The organism is Ruegeria sp. E1 (assembly GCF_056534225.1).
Genome location: NZ_JBQFPE010000008.1, coordinates 106,272 through 129,266, shown reverse-complemented (window position 1 = coordinate 129,266; position 22,995 = coordinate 106,272). Strand labels below are relative to the sequence as shown.

The 22,995-nt window shown below is 59.4% G+C and carries 29 protein-coding genes; 10 read left to right on the top strand and 19 right to left on the bottom strand.

Annotated features, from left to right (window positions below):
• Positions 1-43: 43 nt before the first annotated feature.
• The 6 genes from infB to pip form a co-directional block, all read right to left on the bottom strand.
• The gene (gene infB, locus ACR0FG_RS12075; protein ID WP_480893244.1) at positions 44-2,518 is read right to left on the bottom strand and encodes a translation initiation factor IF-2; all 2,475 of its coding nucleotides are present in this window, start codon (positions 2,516-2,518) and stop codon (positions 44-46) included.
• Between the two features lie 8 nt (positions 2,519-2,526).
• Positions 2,527-3,150, bottom strand: coding sequence for an RNA-binding protein (locus ACR0FG_RS12070; protein ID WP_480893242.1), 624 nt, complete (start codon positions 3,148-3,150; stop codon positions 2,527-2,529).
• Between the two features lie 22 nt (positions 3,151-3,172).
• Entirely contained in the window at positions 3,173-4,783 is a 1,611-nt protein-coding gene (gene nusA, locus ACR0FG_RS12065; RefSeq protein ID WP_170711015.1) for a transcription termination factor NusA, read from the bottom strand.
• Positions 4,783-5,373 carry a ribosome maturation factor RimP gene (rimP, locus tag ACR0FG_RS12060; RefSeq protein ID WP_010442531.1) on the bottom strand — a complete coding sequence of 197 codons (591 nt, stop codon included), beginning with the start codon at positions 5,371-5,373 and terminating at the stop codon, positions 4,783-4,785. The genes nusA and rimP overlap by 1 nt, the downstream gene beginning before the upstream one ends.
• 160 nt (positions 5,374-5,533) lie before the next feature.
• Complete coding sequence (locus tag ACR0FG_RS12055) at positions 5,534-6,355, bottom strand: ABC transporter substrate-binding protein (RefSeq protein WP_480893240.1); 822 nt, start codon at positions 6,353-6,355, stop codon at positions 5,534-5,536.
• Positions 6,352-7,329: a prolyl aminopeptidase gene (gene pip, locus ACR0FG_RS12050; protein ID WP_480893238.1), complete on the bottom strand. Its 978-nt coding sequence runs from the start codon at positions 7,327-7,329 to the stop codon at positions 6,352-6,354. Before pip ends, ACR0FG_RS12055 begins: the two co-directional genes overlap by 4 nt.
• A gap of 49 nt (positions 7,330-7,378) precedes the next feature.
• Between pip and ubiG the strand changes: the two genes are divergently transcribed.
• Both ubiG and ACR0FG_RS12040 read left to right on the top strand, forming a co-directional pair.
• Positions 7,379-8,125, top strand: a complete 747-nt coding sequence (ubiG, locus tag ACR0FG_RS12045; protein WP_480893236.1) for a bifunctional 2-polyprenyl-6-hydroxyphenol methylase/3-demethylubiquinol 3-O-methyltransferase UbiG — start codon at positions 7,379-7,381, stop codon at positions 8,123-8,125.
• Positions 8,056-8,655, top strand: a complete 600-nt coding sequence (locus tag ACR0FG_RS12040; RefSeq protein WP_480893369.1) for a hypothetical protein — start codon at positions 8,056-8,058, stop codon at positions 8,653-8,655. Before ubiG ends, ACR0FG_RS12040 begins: the two co-directional genes overlap by 70 nt.
• A gap of 7 nt (positions 8,656-8,662) precedes the next feature.
• Here the strand turns inward: ACR0FG_RS12040 and ACR0FG_RS12035 are convergent, their stop codons facing one another.
• From ACR0FG_RS12035 to ACR0FG_RS12020, 4 genes are read right to left on the bottom strand one after another with little or no spacing between them, the layout of a single operon-like run.
• Positions 8,663-9,103 (bottom strand): MarR family winged helix-turn-helix transcriptional regulator, encoded by a 441-nt coding sequence (locus tag ACR0FG_RS12035; protein WP_010442526.1) that lies wholly within the window; start codon positions 9,101-9,103, stop codon positions 8,663-8,665.
• A 15-nt stretch (positions 9,104-9,118) separates the two neighbouring features.
• Positions 9,119-9,949 carry a carbon-nitrogen hydrolase family protein gene (locus ACR0FG_RS12030; protein WP_480893234.1) on the bottom strand — a complete coding sequence of 277 codons (831 nt, stop codon included), beginning with the start codon at positions 9,947-9,949 and terminating at the stop codon, positions 9,119-9,121.
• Entirely contained in the window at positions 9,946-10,203 is a 258-nt protein-coding gene (gene grxC / locus ACR0FG_RS12025) for a glutaredoxin 3 (RefSeq protein ID WP_170711021.1), read from the bottom strand. The genes ACR0FG_RS12030 and grxC overlap by 4 nt, the downstream gene beginning before the upstream one ends.
• 37 nt (positions 10,204-10,240) lie before the next feature.
• Positions 10,241-11,005, bottom strand: coding sequence for a double zinc ribbon domain-containing protein (locus ACR0FG_RS12020; RefSeq protein ID WP_480893231.1), 765 nt, complete (start codon positions 11,003-11,005; stop codon positions 10,241-10,243).
• On the opposite strand from ACR0FG_RS12020, the gene ACR0FG_RS12015 reads away from it, so the two are divergent.
• Entirely contained in the window at positions 10,986-11,816 is an 831-nt protein-coding gene (locus ACR0FG_RS12015) for a methyltransferase domain-containing protein (RefSeq protein ID WP_480893229.1), read from the top strand. The genes ACR0FG_RS12020 and ACR0FG_RS12015 overlap by 20 nt on opposite strands.
• Before the next feature lie 55 nt (positions 11,817-11,871).
• Positions 11,872-12,921 (top strand): ferrochelatase, encoded by a 1,050-nt coding sequence (gene hemH, locus ACR0FG_RS12010; protein ID WP_480893227.1) that lies wholly within the window; start codon positions 11,872-11,874, stop codon positions 12,919-12,921.
• A 70-nt stretch (positions 12,922-12,991) separates the two neighbouring features.
• Here the strand turns inward: hemH and ACR0FG_RS12005 are convergent, their stop codons facing one another.
• Together ACR0FG_RS12005 and ACR0FG_RS12000 are read right to left on the bottom strand one after the other, a co-directional pair.
• Complete coding sequence (locus ACR0FG_RS12005) at positions 12,992-13,174, bottom strand: hypothetical protein (protein WP_010442520.1); 183 nt, start codon at positions 13,172-13,174, stop codon at positions 12,992-12,994.
• 140 nt (positions 13,175-13,314) lie between these two features.
• Positions 13,315-13,914 carry a L,D-transpeptidase gene (locus tag ACR0FG_RS12000; protein ID WP_170711025.1) on the bottom strand — a complete coding sequence of 200 codons (600 nt, stop codon included), beginning with the start codon at positions 13,912-13,914 and terminating at the stop codon, positions 13,315-13,317.
• A 168-nt stretch (positions 13,915-14,082) separates the two neighbouring features.
• Between ACR0FG_RS12000 and dalA the strand changes: the two genes are divergently transcribed.
• Positions 14,083-14,598, top strand: coding sequence for a divisome-associated lipoprotein DalA (gene dalA, locus ACR0FG_RS11995; RefSeq protein WP_170711026.1), 516 nt, complete (start codon positions 14,083-14,085; stop codon positions 14,596-14,598).
• A gap of 210 nt (positions 14,599-14,808) precedes the next feature.
• Positions 14,809-15,321: a carboxymuconolactone decarboxylase family protein gene (locus tag ACR0FG_RS11990; protein ID WP_170711027.1), complete on the top strand. Its 513-nt coding sequence runs from the start codon at positions 14,809-14,811 to the stop codon at positions 15,319-15,321.
• 71 nt (positions 15,322-15,392) lie between these two features.
• Here the strand turns inward: ACR0FG_RS11990 and ACR0FG_RS11985 are convergent, their stop codons facing one another.
• The 7 genes from ACR0FG_RS11985 to ACR0FG_RS11955 all read right to left on the bottom strand — a co-directional run bounded on the left by ACR0FG_RS11985 (position 15,393) and on the right by ACR0FG_RS11955 (position 20,169).
• Entirely contained in the window at positions 15,393-15,857 is a 465-nt protein-coding gene (locus ACR0FG_RS11985) for a PTS sugar transporter subunit IIA (RefSeq protein ID WP_170711028.1), read from the bottom strand.
• Between the two features lie 58 nt (positions 15,858-15,915).
• Positions 15,916-16,479 (bottom strand): ribosome hibernation-promoting factor, HPF/YfiA family, encoded by a 564-nt coding sequence (gene hpf / locus ACR0FG_RS11980; RefSeq protein WP_170711029.1) that lies wholly within the window; start codon positions 16,477-16,479, stop codon positions 15,916-15,918.
• A 252-nt stretch (positions 16,480-16,731) separates the two neighbouring features.
• Positions 16,732-17,490, bottom strand: coding sequence for an LPS export ABC transporter ATP-binding protein (gene lptB / locus ACR0FG_RS11975; RefSeq protein ID WP_480893224.1), 759 nt, complete (start codon positions 17,488-17,490; stop codon positions 16,732-16,734).
• Entirely contained in the window at positions 17,490-17,981 is a 492-nt protein-coding gene (locus ACR0FG_RS11970; protein WP_480893222.1) for an LptA/OstA family protein, read from the bottom strand. The genes lptB and ACR0FG_RS11970 overlap by 1 nt, the downstream gene beginning before the upstream one ends.
• Before the next feature lie 3 nt (positions 17,982-17,984).
• A complete protein-coding gene (locus ACR0FG_RS11965; RefSeq protein ID WP_170711259.1) occupies positions 17,985-18,584 on the bottom strand; it encodes an LptA/OstA family protein in 600 nt (199 codons plus the stop codon).
• 11 nt (positions 18,585-18,595) lie between these two features.
• The gene (locus tag ACR0FG_RS11960; RefSeq protein ID WP_480893219.1) at positions 18,596-19,558 is read right to left on the bottom strand and encodes a KpsF/GutQ family sugar-phosphate isomerase; all 963 of its coding nucleotides are present in this window, start codon (positions 19,556-19,558) and stop codon (positions 18,596-18,598) included.
• Positions 19,555-20,169 carry a ribonuclease D gene (locus ACR0FG_RS11955; protein WP_480893218.1) on the bottom strand — a complete coding sequence of 205 codons (615 nt, stop codon included), beginning with the start codon at positions 20,167-20,169 and terminating at the stop codon, positions 19,555-19,557. The genes ACR0FG_RS11960 and ACR0FG_RS11955 overlap by 4 nt, the downstream gene beginning before the upstream one ends.
• A gap of 134 nt (positions 20,170-20,303) precedes the next feature.
• Here ACR0FG_RS11955 and ACR0FG_RS11950 point away from each other — a divergent pair, with 134 nt between their 5' ends.
• The 4 genes from ACR0FG_RS11950 to ACR0FG_RS11935 all read left to right on the top strand — a co-directional run bounded on the left by ACR0FG_RS11950 (position 20,304) and on the right by ACR0FG_RS11935 (position 22,993).
• Complete coding sequence (locus tag ACR0FG_RS11950; RefSeq protein ID WP_170711034.1) at positions 20,304-20,567, top strand: metal-sensing transcriptional repressor; 264 nt, start codon at positions 20,304-20,306, stop codon at positions 20,565-20,567.
• 3 nt (positions 20,568-20,570) lie between these two features.
• A complete protein-coding gene (locus ACR0FG_RS11945) occupies positions 20,571-21,800 on the top strand; it encodes an MFS transporter (protein ID WP_480893216.1) in 1,230 nt (409 codons plus the stop codon).
• A 35-nt stretch (positions 21,801-21,835) separates the two neighbouring features.
• On the top strand, positions 21,836-22,264 hold the full coding sequence (locus tag ACR0FG_RS11940; RefSeq protein WP_480893214.1) for an Lrp/AsnC family transcriptional regulator: 429 nt from the start codon (positions 21,836-21,838) through the stop codon (positions 22,262-22,264).
• A 72-nt stretch (positions 22,265-22,336) separates the two neighbouring features.
• Complete coding sequence (locus tag ACR0FG_RS11935; RefSeq protein WP_480893212.1) at positions 22,337-22,993, top strand: lytic transglycosylase domain-containing protein; 657 nt, start codon at positions 22,337-22,339, stop codon at positions 22,991-22,993.
• Positions 22,994-22,995 lie beyond the last annotated feature (2 nt).

The following is a 22,995-nucleotide window of genomic DNA, read 5'->3' as shown; positions in this document are numbered from 1 at the left end:
CGACCCAATAGGCCGCCGCTTTCCGTTTCATTTCAAATCCCGATCAATCCAGCGTCCGGGTGACCTCTTCGCGTTCGAAGATTTCGATCACGTCGCCTGCGCGGATATCGTCGTAGTTTTCGAAGGCCATACCGCATTCCTGACCCGACTGAACCTCGGCCACTTCGTCCTTGAAGCGCTTGAGCGTCTTCAGCGTGCCTTCGTGGATCACCACGTTGTCGCGCAGCAAGCGGACACCGGCGGAGCGGCGGGCGACACCTTCGGTGACCAGACAGCCAGCAACCTTGCCGACGCCGGTGACCTTGAAGACTTCGCGGATCTCGGCGTAACCGATGAACTTTTCGCGGATCTCAGCGCTCAGCAGGCCGGATGCGGCGGCTTTCACGTCATCCACGAGGTCATAGATCACCGAGTAATAGCGGATCTCGACACCTTTCTGGTTCGCGGTGTTCCGGGCAGATGCATTGGCACGGACGTTAAAGCCCATGACCGGCGCGCCCGAGGCTTCGGCAAGGCCCACGTCCGTTTCGGTGATCGCACCAACGCCCGAGTGCAGAACGCGCACGCGCACTTCGTCGTTGCCGATTTTCTCCATCGCCTGAACGATGGCCTCGGCAGAACCCTGCACGTCGGCTTTGACGAGGATCGGCAGCTCGGCCACGTTCTCGTCTTCTTTGGCCTTTTGCATCAGCTGCTCAAGGGTGGTCGCGGCACCCGCGGCGGCGCGTTTGTCCTTGGCGGCTTGTTCGCGATAGGCGGCAATCTCACGGGCTTGCGCTTCGGTCTCGGTGACGTTCAGAACGTCGCCCGCTTCGGGGGTGCCATTCAGACCCAGAACCTCGACCGGAACCGAGGGACCAGCCTCTTTGACGCGGTCGCCCTTGTCGTTGATTAGCGCACGGACCTTACCGTATTGCTCACCCACAACAAAGATATCGCCCTGACGCAGCGTGCCGTTCTGAACCAGAACGGTTGCGACGGGGCCGCGGCCCACATCCAGCTGCGCCTCGATCACAGCACCTTGGGCGGCGCGGTCGGGGTTGGCTTTCAGTTCCAGAATTTCGGCCTGCAGCGCGATGGCTTCGAGCAGTTCATCGAGGCCCTGACCGGTTACGGCCGAAACCTCAACGTCCTGAACCTCACCCGACATCTTTTCGACGATGACTTCGTGCTGTAGCAGGTCGGTGCGGACTTTGTCGGGGTTCGCCTCGTGCTTGTCGATCTTGTTGATCGCCACGATCATCGGCACCTCGGCCGCTTTGGCGTGGTTGATCGCCTCAATCGTCTGCGGCATCACCGCATCGTCGGCGGCGACAACCAGAACCACGATATCCGTAACCTGAGCACCGCGCGAGCGCATTGAGGTAAAGGCCGCGTGGCCCGGAGTATCCAGGAAGGTCAGCGTGGTGCCGCCATCGGTTTTCACCTGATAGGCGCCGATATGCTGGGTAATCCCACCTGCCTCACCGGCTACAACGCGCGCATCGCGGATTGCATCCAGCAACGAGGTTTTGCCGTGGTCAACGTGACCCATGATGGTAATGACCGGCGGACGCGGCTGTAGATCGTCATCGCTGTCTTCGACCTCTTTGATGACGTCTTCAACATCCGAATCGGAGACGCGGGTCACCTTGTGGCCAAACTCTTCGATGATCAGTTCAGCGGTGTCGGCGTCGATGGTCTGGTTCTGCGTGACCATCATGCCCATCTGCATCAGCGATTTGACAACGTCAGCCACGCGTTCAGCCATACGGTTGGCCAGTTCCGAGACCATGATCGCCTCGGGCAGTTGCACGTCGCGGATCACCTTTTCCCGCTCGACCGTGCCACCCATGGCTTTTTGGCGCGCACGTTCTTGCTTGCGCTTCATCGCTGCCATCGAGCGTTGGCGGTTGCCCTCGCCGCCGGTAGCCTGACCCAGAGTCAGCTTGCCGGAACGGCGGTTGTCGTCACGGCCCTTGCCACGGCCACGCTGTTCGCGTTCGCGATCCTGCTTGCGCGGAGTCGCTGCAGGAGCCGGTTTATTGGCCGGACCGCGTGCGGCTTTGGGTTCTTCCGGGGCCGGGGCAGCGGCTGCGCGTTTGGCGGCTTCTTCCGCTTCCTTGCGCTTGCGCTCTTCCTCTTCGGCCTTGGCGCGGGCTTTTTCTTCGGCCTCGCGCTGTTCGCGTTCCTTAGCCTCTTGTTCCGCACGGCGACGGGCACGTTCTTCTTCACGCGCCTTTTCCTCGGCCTCGCGGGCGGCGGCCTCTTCGGCCTCGCGGGCCTTGGCGGCCTGCAACGCTTTCATCCGGCGTGCCATTTCCGCATCGGAAATACCCGCTGGACGGCGCGACGGATCACCCGAGGGCGTAGCGCTGCCACCAGGTTTGGTCGCGCCCGGCTTGGGTACGACCACGCGTTTGCGTTTGGTCTCCACCACGACATTCTTGGTGCGTCCGTGGCTGAAACTCTGTTTCACATTTCCGGGGCGCGCCCCGCCACGAAGACCCAATGTCTTTTTGCCGTCATTCTCGCTCATAAAGCTTCTTACCCTTCCGTGCGGCCCTTGCCGCCGTCATCCGTTTCGCGCAAGCCACGCAGGCGCTGCGCTTCCTCTACAACACGTTTGGCGAGTCCGCCAGAGGCCAGCGCCGCATGAATCACGGTTTGGCGCCCAAATGCCGCCCCTAACTCGTCCGCGGTCAGCCAACCGATATATTTGCCGAAGTGCGGCGTGCTGAGTTTCGACTTGCCGCGCCCCGACCCATCGCTGGCCTGAATCAGCACACTTGCCTCTTCCCGGTCCAGCCAGGTCTTGACCTTTTCATACCCAGCAACCGCATCGCCGGACTTGCGCGCCAGGCTGAGCAATTCAACCACACGGCGCGCGATCTGTTTTTCGACCTCATCGGTCAGGTCCTTCGACGTGCTGACCTGCGCTTTGAACCCGCGCGAGAACAGTTTCTTGCCAACGGCCTTGTCCAGCGCGGCGCGATCCGCCGCCACGTAAACCCCACGCCCCGGCAGTTTCGCCGCAACATCGGGGTAAACCTGACCATCCGGCCCCGTCACAAAGCGGATCAGCCCGTATTTGGGCTGAACCTCGCCCGTGGCGATGCACTTGCGCTCGGGGCCTTCCGACCGATCCTTATGGACGCCACCGCGACCCATGTGCGCCACCCGAGGCCTGAGATCAGGCCTCGGCCTCCTCTGCGACTTCACCGTCTTCTTCGGCCTGCTCCAGTTCGGCCGGATCAACCCAGCCCAGCATGATGCGGGCGGTCATGACCAAGTCCTGTGCCTCTTCCAGCGTTACGCCAAAAGGCTCCAGAACACCGTCATCCTTGATGCGTTCGCCATCGACCGTGGTCCAGCCACCGGCCAGTTCCCAGTCGGCGCAGGTTGCGAAGTCTTCCAGCGTCTTCACATCGTCCTTGGCCAGCGCCTCTACCATCTGGGGTGTCAGTCCTTCGAAGTCAATGAGGCTATCCTCGGCCCCCAGCGCACGGGCTGCATCCAGCGCCGCTTTGGCCTGTGCCTCAAGGTAATCCCGCGCACGCGCCTGAAGTTCCTGCGCAGTACCTTCATCGACGCCGTCGATCACCAGCAGTTCGTCAATCTCGACATAGGCCACCTCTTCAAGGTTGGTGAACCCTTCCGAGACCAGCAATTGGGCAAAGAACTCGTCCAGATCCAGCGTTTCCATGAACAGCTGGGTGCGGGCTTCGAATTCCTTCTGGCGACGCGCCGATTCTTCGGCTTCGGTCATGATGTCGATGTCGAGACCGGTCAGCTGGCTGGCCAGACGCACGTTCTGACCGCGACGGCCGATGGCGAGGGACAGTTGTTCCTCTGGAACCACAACCTCGATCTTGCCGGCTTCTTCGTCCAGAACCACCTTGGAAACCTCGGCGGGCTGCAGCGCGTTCACCAGGAAAGTCGGCTGATCTTCGTTCCAAGGGATGATGTCGATCTTTTCGCCCTGCAGCTCGTTCACAACGGCCTGCACGCGGCTACCGCGCATACCAACGCAGGCACCGACGGGATCAATCGAACCATCATACGAAATCACGGCGATCTTGGCGCGCGAACCGGGGTCACGGGCCACGGCCTTGACCTCGATGATGCCGTCATAGATTTCCGGCACTTCCATCTTGAACAGTTCAGCCATGAATTCCGGCGCGGTGCGCGACAGGAAGATCTGATGGCCACGCACTTCGCGGCGAACCTCTTTGATGTAGGCGCGCACACGGTCATTCGGGCGATAGCTTTCGCGGCCGATCTTGTCGTTGCGACGCAGAACGGCCTCGGCGCCGCCCAGATCGACGATGACATTGCCGAATTCCTCGCGCTTGACCGCACCGTTGATGATGGTGCCTGCACGATCCTTGAATTCTTCGTACTGACGGTCACGTTCGGCTTCGCGCACCTTTTGCAGGATCACCTGCTTGGCGGACTGCGCCGCGATCCTGCCCATTTCAACCGGTGGAACTTCTTCGACGAAGACGTCACCAACCTCGGGCGCTTCCATGTATTGCTTGGCCTGCTCGACAGTCATCTCGGCCTGGTAGTTCTCAAGCTCTTCATCCTCGACCACGGTGCGGACGCGGGTAAAGGTCGCCTTGCCGGTCTTGCGGTCGATGGAGACACGAATGTCCATTTCCGCGCCGTAACGGCTCTTGGCAGCACGGGCGAGCGATTCCTCCATCGCTTCGACAACCAGACCGGGGTCGATCATCTTTTCGCGGGCCACGGCCTCGGCGGTCTGCAGCAGCTCCAGCTGGTTGGCTGAGGTGATTGCCATCAGTTCGTCTCCTCTTCGGACCCTTCGGTCTCAATCTCGTCGAAAGCGTTTTCGTTCAGGGCACCGGCGTCTTTGCGCTGGCGCAGCATTTCCTTGATCAGATCATCGGTCAAAACCAGCTTGGCGTCGCTCAGCCAGTCGAATTGCAGACCGATGGTGATCGTCTCATCCCCCTCGGGAATGTTGATCAGAACCTCATCCCCTTCGATCCCGGCCAATTCCCCCTTAAAGCGACGGCGGCCATCGATCAGTTCAGCGGTTTCGATCTTGGCCTCATACCCTTCGAATGTCTCAAAATCCTTGAGACGGGTCAGCGGGCGGTCGATGCCCGGGCTGGAGACCTCAAGCGTATAGGCATCCAGGATCGGGTCTTCGACATCCAGCGTGGCGCTGACCGCGTTGGAAATCTCGGCGCAGTCATCGACTTCGATACCGCCATCAGGCTTGTCGGCCATGATCTGCATCGTTGTGGTCTTGCCGCTCATCAGGCGAATGCGCACGAGTTCGTACCCCAGATCTTCGATCACGGGGGTGATAATCTCGGCCAGACGCCGGTCAATGGCAGCTTTGGCAATCAGGTCGTTTGTCATTCAGGTTCTCTACCCAGTCGTCGGGCACAAAAAAACGGGCGCGCGGCCCGTCGAATTTTCCGGTGGAACTTTGGACCAGACGTCCAACGTGCCGCTGTTGCAAATGCATATACGCAGGAGTTTCCGAGTCTGCAACCCCCGGCGCAAATCGTGATCGGATTTACGCCAGCCACCACCGCTCGGCGATGCGACCATCGTCCAACGCCTGCCCCTGCCCGATCTGGCGCGGCAGGCCCACATGCGCGGCAACGGCCAGCGCCATGCTCGATTCATCGGGCAGATACCGCAGGCCACGCGTGGCGCGCAACGTGCCGCTTTCGGGCAAGGCAGCGATATCGACGAAACCGTCACGCAGCGCCTCGGCCCGCACATTTGCGTCTGGGATCACGATGATCTCAATCGCATCCGCCCAACCTGCAAGGCCATCTTTGTAGTGGCCTGCTATTTTGCGGCCCAGAAAATGACGCTCATCCTCAGCCCGTTCAACCCGATAGCACCCGGTTCCGTTCGCAGATTGCAAAGGCGTCACGGCCTGTCCGCGACGCGTGACCACAAACTGACTATCGGCCAATCGGAATGGCAACCCCGGATCTGCTTCGGTAAGTTCAAGCCGCACGCGGTTTGGGGCCAAAGCCTCGGCCTGTCCGAGCGTGGCGAGCGTTGCCACCGCGTCCTCGACGGTCAACGGCTGATCATCGTGAAAGCGAACGTCATCGCGCAGATCAAAGGCCCAGACTCGGGCCTGCGCGTCGGTTTGCCAGCCTGTTGCCAACTCACCTCGCAGCGTGCCATCGGGCGCAATCTCGGTCAGCGTGTCAAACACGGCACCGCGCGCCACTTGTTCCAGACTGTCATCGCGGGGCACCGCCAGACGCAACGTACCGCCCTGTTTGGGCGTATCTGCAAGCGACGCTCCGGTCGCTGCCAGCAACGCGGCCGCTGCACCGGACGTAAACAGGGCACGGCGGTCGATCCGGGTCATTCCGTCCCCTCCGCCACGCGATCCATGATGCGGACCAATTCAGCGCTGATACCCGGCTCGGACAGGGCATGGCCTGCGTTACGCACCATCCGAAGTTCTGCATTCGGCCAGCGTTGCGACAGGTTCCACGCGGCTTGCGGCGGGCAGATCATGTCGTAACGACCCTGCACGATATGGCCGGGGATATGTTTGATCCGGTCCATATGCGCCAGAAGCTGACCATCAAACTCCATAAAACCACCATTGGTGAAATAGTGGTTTTCAAGCCGGGCGAATGTCCGCGCATATTCGCCGGGGCTTTCGCCCACCGATCCGTTTGTATGGATCGAGGCCAGCGCATTTTCCCAATGCGACCAGGCGCGGGCATAAAGAATCTCGGTCGCGCGGTCGCCGGAAAACAGGCGCTTGTTATAGGCTTTGATCGAGTCCTTCTGTTCCGCGTCGGACAGTAGCGCGGTGAATTTCGCCCATTGCTCGGGCCAGAACTTGCCTGCGCCGCCGCCATAGAACCAATCCAGCTCGGCATGCGTCGCCAAAAACACGCCGCGCAGTACCAGACGGTTGACGCGGTCGGGATGGGTCTGCGCATAGGCCAGCGCCAGCGTCGCCCCCCAGCTGCCACCAAAGACAATCCAGTCCTCGATATCAAACAGCGTGCGCAGACGTTCGATATCCGCAACCAGATGCCAGGTGGTGTTGTTCTCAACAGATGCCGTGGGCCGCGACCGGCCACACCCGCGCTGATCAAACAGAATCACCCGATAGGCCTGCGGGTCGAAATAACGCCGCATCGCGGGGCTACAGCCGCCACCGGGGCCGCCATGCAGGATGACCACCGGAATCCCGTCAGGATTACCGCATTGTTCCACGTAAATACGGTGCCCATCGCCCATATCGACCATGCGCTGATCGAAAGGATCGATCGGCGGGTACAGATATTGAACTGCGCGCTTTTGGTCCGGGTACTTGTCCATTATGGCCCTATATAGTCCTTAAGACGTAAAAGAGCATACGGAGACAGGAATGCAAGCGCATCCGAACACGGTTGACCCGTCCGAGATCGCAAAATTTGAGGCGATGGCGGCGGAATGGTGGGACCCTCATGGGAAATTCAAGCCGCTGCACATGCTGAATCCGTGCCGTCTGGACTATATCACCCAGCAAATCGCCGGGGAGTTTGACCGCGACCTGACCACACCGAACCCGTTCGAGGGCCTGCGCCTGCTGGATATCGGCTGCGGCGGAGGGCTGCTGAGCGAACCGATGGCGCGTCTGGGCGCGACGGTCGTGGGTGCAGACGCCGCCGAGGGCAACTTGCCCGTCGCCCGCATTCACGCCGAGCAATCGGGCCTACAGATCGACTATCGCCACACCACCGCCGAGGACATGGCCGCTGCGGGCGAGCAATTCGACGTGGTGCTGAATATGGAGGTGGTCGAACACGTGGCCGACCCTTTGGGCTTCCTGACAGCCTCGCAACAATTGCTGAAACCGGGCGGGTTGCTGATCTGCTCGACCATCAACCGCAACCCGAAATCCTATGCTATGGCCATTTTCGGGGCCGAGGTCGTCATGCGCTGGCTGCCCCGCGGCACGCATGAATGGAACAAGTTTATAACCCCCGAAGAGCTGTTCGACCTGCTGCGTCAGGCCGGGCTGGACCCGGTGGACCGCAAGGGGTTCGTCTTCAACCCGATCCTTTGGAACTGGTCGATCTCGGACCGGGATCTGAGCGTGAATTATGTGACGGCGAGTGTGAAGGCGGAGTAGGATGGGTTTTTAACCCATCTTGCCTGTGGTTTCCGAGAATTGATGATGGGTTAGAAACCCATCCTACGCTTAATCAAAATAGCTTTTTTGGCTTTAATTATATGAAGTTTGCCCCGCCTGAAGAAACGCCAAAGACACGTGAGAGCCTCGGCTCAATTCTGGCATTCGCATTTATTATGTTCTGGCTTGTAGGTATGTTTTCCGCCTTCAATGGCTTGGCCTGCAAGAGCGATCGCAACGAAGGTAAAGTCAAACTCGGTTTCTGTAATGTCGCACTTGTAAGTAGTGCTTGGGCTCGGCTGACGCCTATTGGGCAAGCTAGAGGATCAATCATAAACCTTGAACGCGGCATAGCTCTTTCGCAATTGGGCCGGAATGAAGAGGCAGAAGCAGCATTCGAGCGCGCGATTCGATATGCACGCTCCGTCGCTCAGCGTTCATGGGAAACAAAGCTGTACGATAGGATGAGCGCTATAAACGATAAGATCGTTACAGACATATGGGAGCAGGTCGTTACAGTGACCAACTAGGTCTCCGCTACTCGCCCTCCAACTGCAACCGCAAATCCCTCAGCACGGGCAACGTACTGCGGACGCGTTCCAGCCCCAGCTCTCCGACTACGCGGTTGATCAGCGGGGCAATGGACGAAATCGCCTGATCGCGGGCGCGGCGGCCGGCGGGGCTGATGGCGACCATCTTGCGGCGGGCGTCGTCCCAGTCAGGGCGGATGTGGATGTATCCAGCCCATTCCAGCTTGGCCAAGGTGTTGGTCATCGCGCCACGGGTCACGTGGAACGTGTTGGCCAGTTGCGCCGGGCTGCGTTCGTCTCCGACAAAGACCAGATGGTTCAGCACTGAAAAATGCGAGATTTCCATGCCCTTGGGCAGCACCCGGCTAAGCCGGTTGCGCAGCAACTGATCAGCGGTCAGGATCTCGCTGAACAACGTGACTGCAAGGGCATTTTTCTCGTCCGTCATAAGTCCGGTTCTGGATCAGGGCCCGTCAAAGGGCCGCAGGTGAGTCAGTGAGGGCACGCGGCGGCGCGCCTCTGTCACAGAACTATCATCCAAATCGAAAATGTGAATGCCCGGATCGGTGCCTGCGTCGATCAGCACCTCTCCCCACGGGGCGACAACCATGCTGTGGCCGTGGGTGTAGCGTGTCTTGCCGTGCGTTTTCGGGTGCTCTCCGGTCTGGGCGGGCGCCAGCACCCAACAGCCGGTCTCAATCGCCCGCGCGCGCAGCAGTGATTGCCAATGCGCCGCCCCCGTGACGGGCGAAAACGCGGCCGGGACGGTCAGGATGCGCGCACCCGCCTGCGCCAGCGCGGCATAGAGATGCGGAAAGCGGATGTCGTAGCAGATGCTCAGGCCAACCGTGCCGAAATCGGTCTGCGCAATCACGGCCCGGTCGCCGGGGCGGTAGTTTTTTGATTCGCGGAAGGTCTCGGATTCCGTGACCTGCACGTCGAACATATGGATCTTGTCATATCGCGTCACGATCTGCCCCTGTGGGTCGATCATGAAGGACCGGTTGGCAAAGCGGCCATCGGCGTCGTGGGTCTTGATCGCCAGCGAGCCGATCAGCAGCCACACGCCCAGCGCGGCGGCCTGATCGCGCAGGCCCGCGAGCGTGATGTCATCTTCTTCGTGCTGCAAAACCGCGCGCTGTCGCGTGGTGCTGGTCGAGACGCAGTTCGTTACTTCGGGCGTCAGGATAAAGCGCGCGTCCTGATCTGCCGCCTCTGCCATCAGGGCGCGCACCATATCGAGATTCTCGGCCGGATCGTCCGACGAAGTGATCTGCAGCAGTGCGGACTTCATGCCGCCAGCAGACGATCCAGCTTGCCCTGACGCTCGAGTTCATAGAGGTCGTCGCAGCCGCCCACATGCTGCGTGCCGATGAAGATTTGCGGCACGGTGCGTTTGCCGCCTGCGCGCTGGATCATCTCGGGCTTGCGCTTGGGGTGTATCAGCACGTCGACTTCCTTGAATTCGACGCCTTTCTGTTTCAGCAACCGTTTGGCCGCGTGGCAAAAGCCGCAGAGCGGCGAGGTATAGATTTCTACGGGTTTCATATTCCGTCCCTTCGGGTTTCGCACAATCTTGGGCGAATTAGGCATCCTTGGCAACGCGCGCCAGAGCCAACACGAAAATATGATTTGCCCCTGCGGCCTGACACACACGGGTGCAAGCCGCCAGCGTCGCGCCCGAGGTCATGACGTCATCGACCAACAGAATATCGCGATGCTTCATTCTGCCAACCCGCCTCGGATGTGGCGCGATGGCATTTGCCAGAACACCCGCGCGCTGATCCGCGGTCTTGCCATCCAGAACCGGCGTTCGGCGGTTACGAACCAACAGGTCCGGACAACACTCCAACCCCGTGGTGCGGGCGAGATGCTGGGCCAGCAAGGCTGACTGATTGTATCGCCGTTTCAGCAGGCGGGTCCAATGCAGCGGAACGGGTGCGACCAACAGGCCCGGTCGGAGCAAGCCCTGCCCTGCCAGTTCCATCCATCGTGCGGCAGGGCGCGCAAGCTCGGGCCGGTCGCCATGTTTCAAGGCCAGGATCAAGGACCGTGCCTTGCCTTCGTATAGCAGTGCAGCCCGTCCGTCGCGCCATGGTCGCGGCGCTTTCAGACAATCGTCGCAGTCTATACGGAACCCGTCCCGCGCACCCGGCAGAGGCACGCCGCAGCTTTCGCAGATGGTACCACCGATAAAGGGCGTATCCCGCCAGCACGAACCACAGAGGCCAAAATCTGAGGCCGTCAGATCACCGCATGATATGCAGCGGGGTGGATAAACAAGTTCGACAGCTGTTTGAATCCGTTGCCGGATGCGATACCTGCGGCTTATGAAATTGCCCGCGTCCAACACGCCCTCATTATTTGACCGGCAGGCCCTTACCCTGCATCGCGCCCGCGCCCGCGTCGAAGACCTGTTCCTGCATCGCACGGCCATGGACGAGGTGCAGGATCGTCTGTCCATGGTTAACAGGACCTTTACGGCCCCTGCGATCGTGAGTTCCTTTCCACAGATTTGGGCCAATCTGCTTCCCGATGCCTGCATGGTGGCGGATGATGACGTGCTGGACCTGTCGCAAGGGGCCCATGATCTGGTGATTCACGCCATGGCGCTGCACTGGGCGAATGATCCGGTTGGACAGTTGATTCAGTGTCGGCGCGCCTTGCGCCCGGATGGGCTGTTGCTTGTGGTGTGTCTGGGCGGGGAAACCCTGCATGAATTACGCGCAGCCCTTGGGCAGGCCGAAGTCTCGATTGCCGGGGGCCTCAGCCCGCGCGTGGCACCCATGGCAGAGCTGCGCGATCTGGGTGGGTTGCTGCAACGCGCAGGGCTGGCTTTGCCGGTGGCAGATTCAGTCCCTCTGAAGGCCGAGTATCGTGACATTTGGCATCTGATGCGGGATCTGCGGGCCATGGGCGAAACCAACGCGCTGAGCGCGCGGCTGCGGCACCCCACCCAACGCGCCGTGTTTGACGCAGCGCAGACTATCTATGCAGAACACTTCGCAGCCCCGTCCGGCCGCCTGACGGCAACCTTTGATCTGATCTGTCTGACAGGCTGGTCGCCCGACGACAGCCAGCCCAAACCCCTTCGCCCCGGATCGGCGCAAACGCGTCTGGCGGATGCGTTGCGAACGGATGAAACCAAACTGCCCGATTGACGGCGCAGCATTTCCGTTTATCTCAGGCCGGAACAGAAATCTCAGGAAGCTTCAGATGTTTGATGCCACTCGCCCCGCACATGCGCCCACGGATCATCCCAAGGTCAAGATGGGTCGCGTCGGCATCCTGCTGGCCAATCTGGGCACGCCTGATGGCTACAGCTATTGGCCAATGCGGCGGTATCTGAACGAGTTTCTGTCGGATCAGCGCGTCATCGACTATCCCAAATGGAAATGGCAACCGATCCTGCAGGGGATCATTTTGACCAAACGGCCCTTTAGCTCGGGCGAGGCGTATAAGTCGATCTGGAACCATGAAAAGGGCGAAAGCCCCCTGATGACGATCACCAAGGATCAGACCGCCAAGCTGCGCGATGCGATGCAGGCGCGGTATGGCGATCAGGTGATGGTCGATTTCTGTATGCGCTATGGCAATCCGTCGACCAAGTCCAAGGTCCGGCAGATGGTGGCCGAGGGGTGCGACCGCATCCTGTTCTTCCCGCTTTACCCTCATTACGCCGGGGCCACGACTGCCACTGCAAATGACCAATTCTTCCGCGCTCTGATGGAAGAAGCCTGGCAACCCGCCAGCCGCACGGTGCCTGCCTATTTTGACGAGCCGGCCTATATCGATGCGTTGGCCACCTCGGTCGAGCGTGCCTATGCCACGATGGAGACCAAGCCGGATACTCTGGTCTGTTCCTACCACGGAATGCCCGAGCGATACCTGCAGCAGGGCGATCCTTATCACTGCCAATGCGTGAAAACCACAAGGCTGCTGAAGGAGCGGCTTGGCTGGTCGGATGATCAGCTGGTTTCAACCTTCCAGTCCCGCTTTGGCCCGGAAGAATGGCTGAAACCCTATACCGTCGAACATGTCGCCGATCTGGCGCGGCAAGGCAAAAAGAACATTGCCGTTATCGCCCCTGCCTTTTCAGCCGATTGCATCGAAACGCTGGAAGAGATCAACGAAGAGATCAAAGAAAGCTTTGAAGAAGCCGGGGGCGAGAGCTTTAGCTATATCCCCTGCCTCAACGACGATGATTCGCACATCGCGGCGCTGGGCAAGATCATTCAAAACAATCTAAAGGGATGGCTGGACTAAACGCGCCGCCTGAAAACGAAAAAAGGCGGTGGATTGCTCCACCGCCTTTTAGATCGTATGTCTCGTCGACTTAGCTTGCTGCAACAGCTGCGGCAACTACAACCAGCAGGATCAGCGGCAGGATGATGCCCTGCGACGAACCTTGGGTTTCTTCGACAACAACAGGTGCCTCAACAACTGGCTCTTCCAGGTTACCGGCATATGCGGTCGAAGCAGCAGCAGTCAGTGCAGCAGCGAGAACGAGTTTCTTCATAATTAACCTCCAGAATTTGCGCGAATCCATTGATCTGGAACGCGCATCCAAGACTTACCTCGTGGTTTTTTCTAATCAGCAATGCAAAGGGAATGCAATTGCAACTTACGGGAAAAGCGGGTTCACGCGCCAAAATGTCGTCAAATTAGCAACACTTGCGTGCCAACCTTCGCCATTCCAAACAGCTCTGCAATGTCCTCGTTGAACAGACCAATGCACCCGTTGGACGATCTGCGACCGATTTTACGCGTATCGTGGGTTCCGTGAATGCGGTAGTATTTCCAGCTCAGGTACAAAGCATGTGTTCCCAACGGGTTATCGGGCCCCGGTGGAATATGGTCCGGCCATTCGGGATTGCGCTTTTTCATCGACGGCGTCGGAGACCAGCTTGGCCCTTCGACCTTGCGGATCACGCTGGTGCGGCCGCGGCGAGTCAATTCCTCGGTCAGTGGCACGGATGAGGGGTAGAGTTTGTACACCGATTGATCATCTGACCAATAATGCAGCGCCCGCGAGACGGTATCGACCAGGATCGCGCCGTTATTGGTGTTCGAGAAATAGGGCCGCCAGTCAAGCGCCCGGAATCCCGACACGTTACGGCGCACCTGTGGTTCCGGCTCGGGTGCAGGGCGCAGCGGATCGCCGGGAATATACTGTGCAACGGCGGGTGAGGCGAGGCTGGCAACGGCCCCTGCCATGAACCCGCGGCGGGACGGTTTCAAAATATGCTTTTTGACCATATCGGGCGGTCCTTTTGTATGAGACAGCAGAAATCAGCCGCATTCTATGGCCAGAATGCTTCAGTCGCAAATCAAACCGGCAGAATCATGCAGGCTAAGGCCATTGTACATTTGCCCCGGGGCGTCAGGCAGGCTATTTCCCTGTTCGACACAAAAATCAGGCCCATCATGACGCGTATTCTTTCCCTTCTTATGATCTGTTTCGTCGCTTTGGCGGCATGTACCGATTCGCGCACGACCGCGTTGGGGGCAGATGGCAGGCCGCTGCCCTCGGTATACAAAATCCGGGGAAACCCGGAAAAGCTGCAGTTCCGGATGCTGGATTCGGTCAATGCTCTACGTCAGGCGCAGGGCCTGCAGGCCGTTCAGCTGAATTCAAGCCTGAACGCCGCTGCCGCGACCCATTCCAAGGACATGGCGCGCCAGAATCGCCCTTGGCATTTTGGTTCGGACGGATCATCGCCGATCGACCGGGCCGCCCGCGCCGGGTATTTCGGGACATTCCTGGGCGAGGCGATTTCCGAGACCTATGAGACCGAGACCGAAACACTGGCCGCCTGGATGCAGGAGCCGGGACCGCGCGCCGTCATCATGGATCCCAAGGCAACGCAGATGGGCTTCGCCTGGCATCAGGAAGGTGGCGGCAAGATCTGGTGGACGCTGGAAATGGGAACCGGCGGCTGATTGGTCTGCATGGCGGATAGCTCGTTATGACGTCCGGAATTCCGGATTGGCGATTTGTCCACTGGTCCCAAAGCTCGATGGCCTGACAAAAAAAGACGTGGCTCTGTCTACGGATTTTGATGACAATCCGGGTGTGTGCGAATAGCCTGCGTTCAACCACAGGTCGAATGTGGCATTCACATAGGCAAATTTTGATAGGATTGTTTCAATATGGCAAATTTCGACGGGCTTTCGGCGGGCAGCGATCTGACCGAGGTTCTGACCTTGTTTCCGCGAAACTCGGAACGGCTTGTTCGTCTTCTACACGACATCATGTGCGCAAAGGGCGAATTGACGAGAGGCGAGCGTGAGGCCATCGCGGCATTCGTTTCGCAGCAGAATACGACCCCCTATTGCACCTTTTACCATACCGTTTTTGCAGAGGTATTCTCGGGCCCTATCGCAGAAACGCATGAGCGTATTCAACCCTTGCTGGACTATGCGCTGTCGCTGCACAGCAAGAATGGCACTGAGATTCGCGAAGCTTATAATGCAGCGCGACAGGCCGGGTGGAGCGAAAATGCGGTCTACGAGGTTGTCGAGGTCTGTGGCATCTTCAACTTCGTCAACACAATCGTTCTGGCCGCCGGTCTGGATGCGCCCGAAGGATTGTCCGGACCGGCACCGACACTTGAAGGGCTTGAACGGTTCTACGAAGCAACCGCAGATGCGATTGCCAGCTGACAACCAACGAATTTACGGGTTTGGAAGGATCCAGGCGGCCACAGGCCGCCGGAAATTCGATCTTTATGGGCCTATGCGGCCTGCATCGACTGCGCTTCGGTCAGAATCGCATAAAGCTTGACCGGGTCCGGGTTGGCCCGCAGCTTGGCGCAAACCGTTGGTTCGCGCAGGGTGCGCGACACAAGAGCCAGCGCCTTGAGATGTTCGACACCCGCCTCGTCCGGTGCGAAGAGGGAGAACGCCAGATCCACCGGTTGCCGGTCAACGGAACCGAAATCAATGGGCTTCTCCAGCAGAATGAACACCCCTGAAACCGCTTCGATTTCAGGCAGGCGCGCATGAGGCAGGGCCACGCCATGGCCCACGCCGGTCGGTCCCAGACTTTCGCGTTCAAGCAGGTTTTCGACAATCGCCTGTGCATCCAGCGCCAGTGTAGCCGCAGCAATATCGCCGATTTCCTGAAACAGCCGCTTCTTGCTGGACGCGGCTGACAATACACGCACTGCTTCGGGCTTCAGTATGCTCGAAAGCTCCATGATCTCGCTCCGTAGCGGCCCCCTGACCCGTCAGAGGGCGCTTTGTTATCTTTGCCTGTTACGGATCGATCCAGCCGATATTGCCGTCCTCGCGGCGATACACGACATTCAATCCGTCCTTGCCTTCATTGCGGAACACCAGCACCGGCGCACCGGCAAGTTCCATCTGCATAACGGCTTCACCAACACTCAGCGATGGGATCTTCGTCTCCATCTCAGCCACAATCATCGGCTGCAACGAATCGGGCTCATCCGCCGAATCCGATTCGTCAGAGGCGAGGATATAAGAGGACGCGCCAAAGAGTTCAACCGGCTCGGACCGATCCTTGTGGTGATCCTTCAAACGTCGCTTGTAGCGACGTAGCTGGGTTTCCATCTTGTCGCAACAGCCCTCAAATGCCGCGTAGATCTCGGTTGCGTGGGCTTTGGCCTGCGCCGTCAGTCCGGTGGATAAATGCACCGTGGTTTCGCATACATATTCATGCGCCGAACGGGAAAAGACGACATTGGCGTCAGTTGGTCGCTGAGCATATTTGCCCACGACCTCGCCCAGTTCGGTCTGCACATGGGTCTGCAGGGCCGCACCGATGTCGATCTGTTTTCCGCTGATTTGGTAACGCATGTGGTCTCCTTCACAATTCACACCCATTCTGACGTCGCGTTTCGCGACGGACCTGTTTTTATCGGGTGGGGGGTATCGGCCTTTTCTGCGGTTGCTGTTGCCCCGGCCCTTTCGCGAAGGGGGATCGAGATCCAAACTGGAACCGAAGAAATGCCATGCACCAATTGAGGCAAGAGACGACGGAAGAGTCAATCAAAACAGGTGCGGAAATTCGAGATTTCTGACATATCCCGAGCGCCTTTTGGCGCAACCTCATGAAATACGGAAGTTTTCACCCAGATAAACGCGGCGCACATTTTCGTTTTCGACCACTTCGTCCGGTGAGCCCGACATCAGAACCTGCCCGTCATGCAGGATGTAGGCCCGATCGACGATTTCGAGCGTTTCCCGCACGTTGTGATCCGTAATCAGCACGCCGATACCGCGCTTCTTCAGATCGGCAACCAGATGGCGAATATCGCCCACACTGATGGGATCAACCCCCGCAAAGGGTTCGTCCAGCAGCAGGTATTTCGGATCAGCGGCCAGGCAGCGCGCGATTTCAACGCGGCGACGCTCTCCGCCCGACAGGGCAAGCGCTGGGGCGCGGCGCAGATGTTCGATCGAGAAATCCGACAGCAACTCTTCCAGCCGTTCCTTGCGGCGGTGGGCGTGTTTGACGGTGATATCCAGCACGGACGAAATATTGTCTTCAACGCTCATGCCCCGGAAAATCGACATTTCCTGCGGCAGATACCCGATGCCCAGACGGGCGCGGCGATACATCGGCAGGGTGGTAACGTTCTGGCCATCAATGGTGACGGTTCCGGCTTCGGGGAAAACCAGACCGGCGACCGAATAGAACGTAGTGGTTTTGCCCGATCCGTTCGGACCCAGCAGCGCAACGACCTCAGACCGGTCCAATGTCATCGAAACATCCCGGATCACGGTTTTCTTGCGATAGGATTTGCGCAGCTTTTCGATCCTGAGACCGGACGAACCTTCGGCAACTGAGAGTTGGGGGCCAGCCATCAGTTGCCACCCGGCTGCAGGATTGTCTTGACCCGGCCCGACATGGTGGCCAGCCCGGTGGTCAGGTTGGCGATCATCTCGTCACCGCTGATGACACTGGGGCCTTGGGTCAGCAGCACATTGCCCTTCATCTCGATCACGCCGGATTCGATGGTGTATTCCGCCCAATCCCCTTCGGCTGCGTCCGGAGGGCTGACCAGCACCACGTTTTCCGTCGCCTCCATCCGTTCGATGGCGGATTGTGCTTCGTTGTAGATGACCAGAACCCGTTCCGCCGTCAGACGCATTTCGCCTTGAATAACAATGACATTGCCCAGAAACTCGGCCGAGCCATCCTCTTGATTCACATTGAGTGTCTCGGATGTGACCTCGACCGGCAGGGTCGGGTCCGCGTTTGGTGAGCCGAACGCCACCTGAGCCTCTTGCGCCGCAGCGGTTAGGGCACCGAAGGCCAGCGCAAGGGTAACAAAGGCGACGCGTACATCAAACACAGGTTATCTTTCAGCTTTTTGCGGTTCGTATATCAGTTTCACGCCGTCTGTAAAAAGAATATGGACGGGTCCGTCCTTTTTTTCCGTGCCAAAGGTCATGCGACCTGCGGTAAAGTCACCGATTGGGCCAGTTCCATCAACCTGTCCCGGCGTATCACCGCGAATTTCGTCCAGCGATGTGTTCAACAGGTCAGTTGTAACCTGAAGGCCATCCGCCGTGGTGATCACCACGTCACCAACAAAGGTCGCTGTGCCCTTGTCGGGTCGGATCGTACCTTCGTTCGACACCATGGTGATCCTGCGCCCGCTGTGCAGGTTATAGCGACCATGAATTTCGGAGGCTTTGGGATTGTCGCCTTTCTGTCCCTGGCTGGCCTGACGCGCCTCGACCCGGACTTCTTCGCCTTTGCGGGTCACGCCTTTGTAGTCGGGCAGTGTGACGACCTGATCCGAAAGGCGCTGATCTACGATGTCGCTGGAAAACGGACCGGTACCGTTGGTGTCGATACTGCGCGACAGCAGGAAAACGGTCGCAAGCAGAAAGATCGCCGCCAGCGGCAACAGCACCTTGAAGAACTGCACCATACGGGAATAGCGATCCACCTCGGCCCCCTTCACCCCAGTCCGACACGCAGACAGTCATGGATGTGCAACAGCCCCTGCGCCTGACCATCGGCCTTGGGGTCGACCACGAACAAAGAGGTGATCTTGCGGTCATTCATGATCGCAACAGCCTCCTGCGCGAGAGCATTCGGTGGAATGGTCAGTGGGTTGCTTGTCATGACGTCATCGACATTGCGGTCGAGCAGGCCGTTCATATTGCGGCGCAAGTCGCCATCGGTGACAATTCCCAGCAGGCGACCGGTCTTGTCGGTCACGCCGACGACGCCAAAGCTCTTCTGGCTCATCACCAGCAGTGCTTCGCCCATCGGCGTGCCGCTGGGAACGACAGGTGTATCCATATGCATCAGGTCGCGCACCTTGCTCAGCTGCGCCCCCAACTTGCCGCCGGGATGGAAGTCGCGGAAATTCTCGGGCTTGAAATCGCGGTATTTCATCAACGCAATCGCCAGCGCATCGCCCATCGCCAGCGTCAGCGTGGTTGAGATTGAGGGCACCATGCCATAGCCGCAGGCCTCTCCCATCGACGGGATCAGCAGATGCACGTCGGCCTGTTTCATCAATGTGCTTTCGGGCTTGCTGGACAGGCCGATCAAAGGCATCCCGAACCGGCGGGTAAACGCCAGCAGATTTGCAAGCTCCGGCGCTTCGCCCGAATTCGAGATTGCCAAAACCACGTCGCCCTTGGACACCATGCCCAGATCGCCATGACTCGCTTCGGCCGGATGCACGAAATAGGCCGGCGTTCCGGTACTGGCCAGCGTCGCTGCAATCTTGTGCCCGATATGACCGGACTTGCCGATGCCGCTGATAATGATGCGCCCTGTTGCATTCAGAATCATCTGCACGGCTTCGGCAAAATCCTCGTTCAGGCTATCGGCCAGAACATCCAGCGCGCGGGCCTCATCGGTGACGACCTGACGCGCAGTTTTCAGAAAGGATTCGGAATCTGTCATGAGTGTGCAAAAATATCCGTTTCGGGCCAACCGGCGAGGTCCAGCTTCGCACGCATTGGCAAGAAGTCAAAACACGCCTGTGCCATCTCGGTCCGGCCTTCGCGGACCAATCGCGCGTCCAGCGCTTCGCGCAGACGGTGCAGGTACAAGACGTCCGAAGCCGCATACTCCAACTGCGCCTCGGACAGGGTTTCTGCGCCCCAGTCGCTCATCTGCTGCTGCTTCGAGATATCGACGCCGATCAATTCCTGACACAGGTTTTTCAGCCCGTGCCGGTCGGTATAGGTGCGCACAAGGCGGCTGGCGATCTTGGTGCAATAGACCGGCGCGGCCAATGCGCCAAAGGCGTGATACATCGCGGCAATATCGAAGCGTCCGAAATGGAACAGTTTCAGCACATCGGGATTTTCCAGCATGGCGCACAGGTTGGGGGCCTGCGTCTGGCCATTTTCGACCTGAACGATATGGCTGTTGCCATCGCCGCCCGACATCTGAATGACGCAAAGGCGGTCGCGATGCGGGTTCAACCCCATAGTTTCGCAATCAATGGCCACGACCGGGCCCATATCCAGCCCGTCCGGCAAGTCATTTTTATACAAGTGGTTCGCCACGCGCGTCTTCCTTTATGCGGTATCGCCCCCGAGATAGGAGGTTTGGCAGGCAAACTCAACGCTATCGGCACGACCACGCCTGACACAGTTTGCTGAGGTTGACTTTATCCCCTAGGGGAGGATAGGGTTACTACATGTCCGAATACACGCACCAATCCCACCCTCAGATCACCGCGCGCCTGAAACGCGCGCATGGGCATCTGGCCAAGGTCATCGCCATGCTGGAGGATCAGGCCCCCTGCCCCGAGATCGCCCAGCAATTGTTTGCTGTGGAAAAGGCGATCACCAACGCCAAACGCGTGCTGATCCATGATCATGTCGATCATTGCCTCTCGGCTGCGCCCGAGCGTGCAAAAGCCAACATCGACGACTTCAAGACCATAACCAAATACCTGTGACCGATGCTGGGCGTTCTTCACAACCGGACTTACCGCCACCTGTTCGGGGCACAGCTTGTTGCCCTGACGGGGACCGGGCTGGCCACCATTGCGCTGGGTCTGCTTGCCTATGATCTGGCGGGCGATCAGGCCGGGCTGGTTCTGGGCACTGCGCTGACGATCAAGATGTTGGCCTATGTAGTCGTCGCACCGCTGGCGGCGGCCTTTGCCGAACAGGTGGACCGGCGCAGGATGCTGGTTGCGCTGGATCTGGTGCGGGCTGCCGTTGCCATAGGTTTGCCCTTTGTCTCTGAGGTCTGGCAGGTCTATGTTCTGATCTTTGTGCTGCAATCAGCCTCGGCCGGATTTACGCCTGCGTTTCAGGCAACGATCCCGGACGTGCTGCCCGACGAAAAAGACTACACAAACGCGCTGTCCCTGTCGCGGCTGGCCTATGATCTGGAAAGCCTGCTCAGCCCGATGCTGGCGGCAGTGCTGCTGATGGTGGTGAGTTTCGACAGCCTGTTCTGGGGCACCAGCCTTGGCTTTGTTGCCTCGGCCCTGCTGGTTCTGTCGGTTGCCCTGCCCTCACCCAAACCGACAAAAAGGCGCGGCATCTATAACCGAACGACCCGCGGTATCCGCATGTATCTGAGGACAGAGCGCCTGCGTGGTTTGCTGGCGCTTAGCTGGGCTGCGGCGGCGCTTAGCGCGATGGTTATCGTCAACACCGTGGTCATCGTGCGTTCGAACCTTGGCCTACCGGAAAGCGCCGTTGCCATCGCATTGGCCGGGTTCGGCGGCGGATCGATGCTGGCTGCCTTTGTGCTGCCGCGTCTGCTGGACAGATTTCCCGAGCGGAACGTCATGCTGACCGGAGCGGGGATATCCACCAGCACCATGGCCGTGGCGGCGCTGTTTTCGGGTGCTGGGCCGCTGTCACTCGGTCTGCTCACGCTGCTATGGGCCTGTATCGGCTTTGGCTATTCGGCCACCCTGACCCCATCGGGGCGGCTTTTGACCCGCTCGGCCCCGCCCGAGGATCGTCCGGCGCTTTTCGCGGCCCAGTTCACCCTGTCACATGCCTGCTGGCTGGTGCTGTATCCGCTGGCCGGATGGCTGATGACGGCGTTTGGCGTCGCGGTTGCACTGACCTGCATGTCTATAGCCTCGCTCATCGGTCTGTGTCTTGCGCCGCTGCTCTGGCGGCCAGAACATCCGAAAACAGCGCAAACGCAACCTGACAAGCCTTGAGCAAGGGCAATCTTCTGCACTAAACCGAAATGACCATGGATCAGCTTGACCGCCGCATCATCGCCGCCCTGCAACACAATGCCCGGGATTCCACCACGCATATCGCCGCGAAGCTCGGCGTGGCTCGCACGACGGTGCATGAGCGTATCAACCGAATGCAGGAACGCGGTGTTATCGCGGGCTATTCGGTCATCCTGCGCGAGGCGGAAGATACTCCCAAGGTTCAGGTCATTGTCCTGCTGGAGGTTCAGCAGAAGGAAACCCGCCGCATCATCAACCGGCTTGAGGCATATCCCGAGGTCAAGCTGTGCCTGTCGATCAATGGAGATTTTGACCTGCTGCTGTCAGCCGAAGCGCCTCGGATCGAGGATCTGGATATTCTGGTGGACGAACTGGCGAAAATCCCCGGCGTGCTGAGAACCAATACCAGCGTCGTCTTCGGTCGCCGGATCGATCGGAACTGAACAGGCGATAACGCTCTGTAAACCGAATGACGGCTAGTTTGACGGGACTGAATCACTTCCCGGACCGGCAGAATGCCCAAACCCCTGATTGCGCTGCTTTTGTATTTCGTCGCTGCTACTGCGGTGGCTGCGTCCACCTGTGATCAGGCTGCGGAACGCGCCGCGCGCGCAGAAGGCGTTCCGCTGGATGTGCTCAAGGCGATCACCCGCGTTGAAACCGGGCGGTCTCGCGACGGGCAGCTGCAGCCCTGGCCATGGGCCATCAATGTCGAAGGACAAGGTTACTGGTTCACGTCCGAACATGAAGCCAAGGCTTATGTCTTTGAGATATTTAAAGCTGGCAAGCGCAGTTTCGACATCGGGTGTTTTCAGATCAACTATCGCTGGCACGGCAAGGCGTTCCGGTCCATCGACGCGATGTTCGACGCGGACGAAAACGCCCGCTATGCGGCCCGTTTCCTGAGCGAGCTTTATGCTGAACTTGGATCATGGCCCGCCGCCGCAGGGGCCTATCACTCGCGCACGCCAGATCTGGCGCAAGCGTATCGGCGCCGGTTTCAGGCGGCTCTGGCAGCGTTGGATGGTGCGCACCCATCGCATTCGACCGATCCCTTTGCCGGGTTAGCGAGCCCGCTGATTCCGTTGGCGCAGGACCGGACGCGGCGTGGCCTGCTGGGATCACTGGTGCCGGCCTCGGGTTCTGCACAAGCCTTTATCGCCTTCAACTAGGA

What these genes read in the sequence shown, in the direction of transcription:
- infB (WP_480893244.1), bottom strand. Translation starts at nt 2,518, where the DNA reads ATGAGCGAGAATGACGGCAAAAAGACATTGGGTCTTCGTGGCGGGGCG.
- ACR0FG_RS12070 (WP_480893242.1), bottom strand. Translation starts at nt 3,150, where the DNA reads ATGGGTCGCGGTGGCGTCCATAAGGATCGGTCGGAAGGCCCCGAGCGC.
- nusA (WP_170711015.1), bottom strand. Translation starts at nt 4,783, where the DNA reads ATGGCAATCACCTCAGCCAACCAGCTGGAGCTGCTGCAGACCGCCGAG.
- rimP (WP_010442531.1), bottom strand. Translation starts at nt 5,373, where the DNA reads ATGACAAACGACCTGATTGCCAAAGCTGCCATTGACCGGCGTCTGGCC.
- ACR0FG_RS12055 (WP_480893240.1), bottom strand. Translation starts at nt 6,355, where the DNA reads ATGACCCGGATCGACCGCCGTGCCCTGTTTACGTCCGGTGCAGCGGCC.
- pip (WP_480893238.1), bottom strand. Translation starts at nt 7,329, where the DNA reads ATGGACAAGTACCCGGACCAAAAGCGCGCAGTTCAATATCTGTACCCG.
- ubiG (WP_480893236.1), top strand. Translation starts at nt 7,379, where the DNA reads ATGCAAGCGCATCCGAACACGGTTGACCCGTCCGAGATCGCAAAATTT.
- ACR0FG_RS12035 (WP_010442526.1), bottom strand. Translation starts at nt 9,103, where the DNA reads ATGACGGACGAGAAAAATGCCCTTGCAGTCACGTTGTTCAGCGAGATC.
- ACR0FG_RS12030 (WP_480893234.1), bottom strand. Translation starts at nt 9,949, where the DNA reads ATGAAGTCCGCACTGCTGCAGATCACTTCGTCGGACGATCCGGCCGAG.
- grxC (WP_170711021.1), bottom strand. Translation starts at nt 10,203, where the DNA reads ATGAAACCCGTAGAAATCTATACCTCGCCGCTCTGCGGCTTTTGCCAC.
- ACR0FG_RS12015 (WP_480893229.1), top strand. Translation starts at nt 10,986, where the DNA reads ATGAAATTGCCCGCGTCCAACACGCCCTCATTATTTGACCGGCAGGCC.
- hemH (WP_480893227.1), top strand. Translation starts at nt 11,872, where the DNA reads ATGTTTGATGCCACTCGCCCCGCACATGCGCCCACGGATCATCCCAAG.
- ACR0FG_RS12005 (WP_010442520.1), bottom strand. Translation starts at nt 13,174, where the DNA reads ATGAAGAAACTCGTTCTCGCTGCTGCACTGACTGCTGCTGCTTCGACC.
- ACR0FG_RS12000 (WP_170711025.1), bottom strand. Translation starts at nt 13,914, where the DNA reads ATGGTCAAAAAGCATATTTTGAAACCGTCCCGCCGCGGGTTCATGGCA.
- dalA (WP_170711026.1), top strand. Translation starts at nt 14,083, where the DNA reads ATGACGCGTATTCTTTCCCTTCTTATGATCTGTTTCGTCGCTTTGGCG.
- ACR0FG_RS11990 (WP_170711027.1), top strand. Translation starts at nt 14,809, where the DNA reads ATGGCAAATTTCGACGGGCTTTCGGCGGGCAGCGATCTGACCGAGGTT.
- ACR0FG_RS11985 (WP_170711028.1), bottom strand. Translation starts at nt 15,857, where the DNA reads ATGGAGCTTTCGAGCATACTGAAGCCCGAAGCAGTGCGTGTATTGTCA.
- hpf (WP_170711029.1), bottom strand. Translation starts at nt 16,479, where the DNA reads ATGCGTTACCAAATCAGCGGAAAACAGATCGACATCGGTGCGGCCCTG.
- lptB (WP_480893224.1), bottom strand. Translation starts at nt 17,490, where the DNA reads ATGGCTGGCCCCCAACTCTCAGTTGCCGAAGGTTCGTCCGGTCTCAGG.
- ACR0FG_RS11960 (WP_480893219.1), bottom strand. Translation starts at nt 19,558, where the DNA reads ATGACAGATTCCGAATCCTTTCTGAAAACTGCGCGTCAGGTCGTCACC.
- ACR0FG_RS11950 (WP_170711034.1), top strand. Translation starts at nt 20,304, where the DNA reads ATGTCCGAATACACGCACCAATCCCACCCTCAGATCACCGCGCGCCTG.
- ACR0FG_RS11945 (WP_480893216.1), top strand. Translation starts at nt 20,571, where the DNA reads ATGCTGGGCGTTCTTCACAACCGGACTTACCGCCACCTGTTCGGGGCA.
- ACR0FG_RS11940 (WP_480893214.1), top strand. Translation starts at nt 21,836, where the DNA reads ATGGATCAGCTTGACCGCCGCATCATCGCCGCCCTGCAACACAATGCC.
- ACR0FG_RS11935 (WP_480893212.1), top strand. Translation starts at nt 22,337, where the DNA reads ATGCCCAAACCCCTGATTGCGCTGCTTTTGTATTTCGTCGCTGCTACT.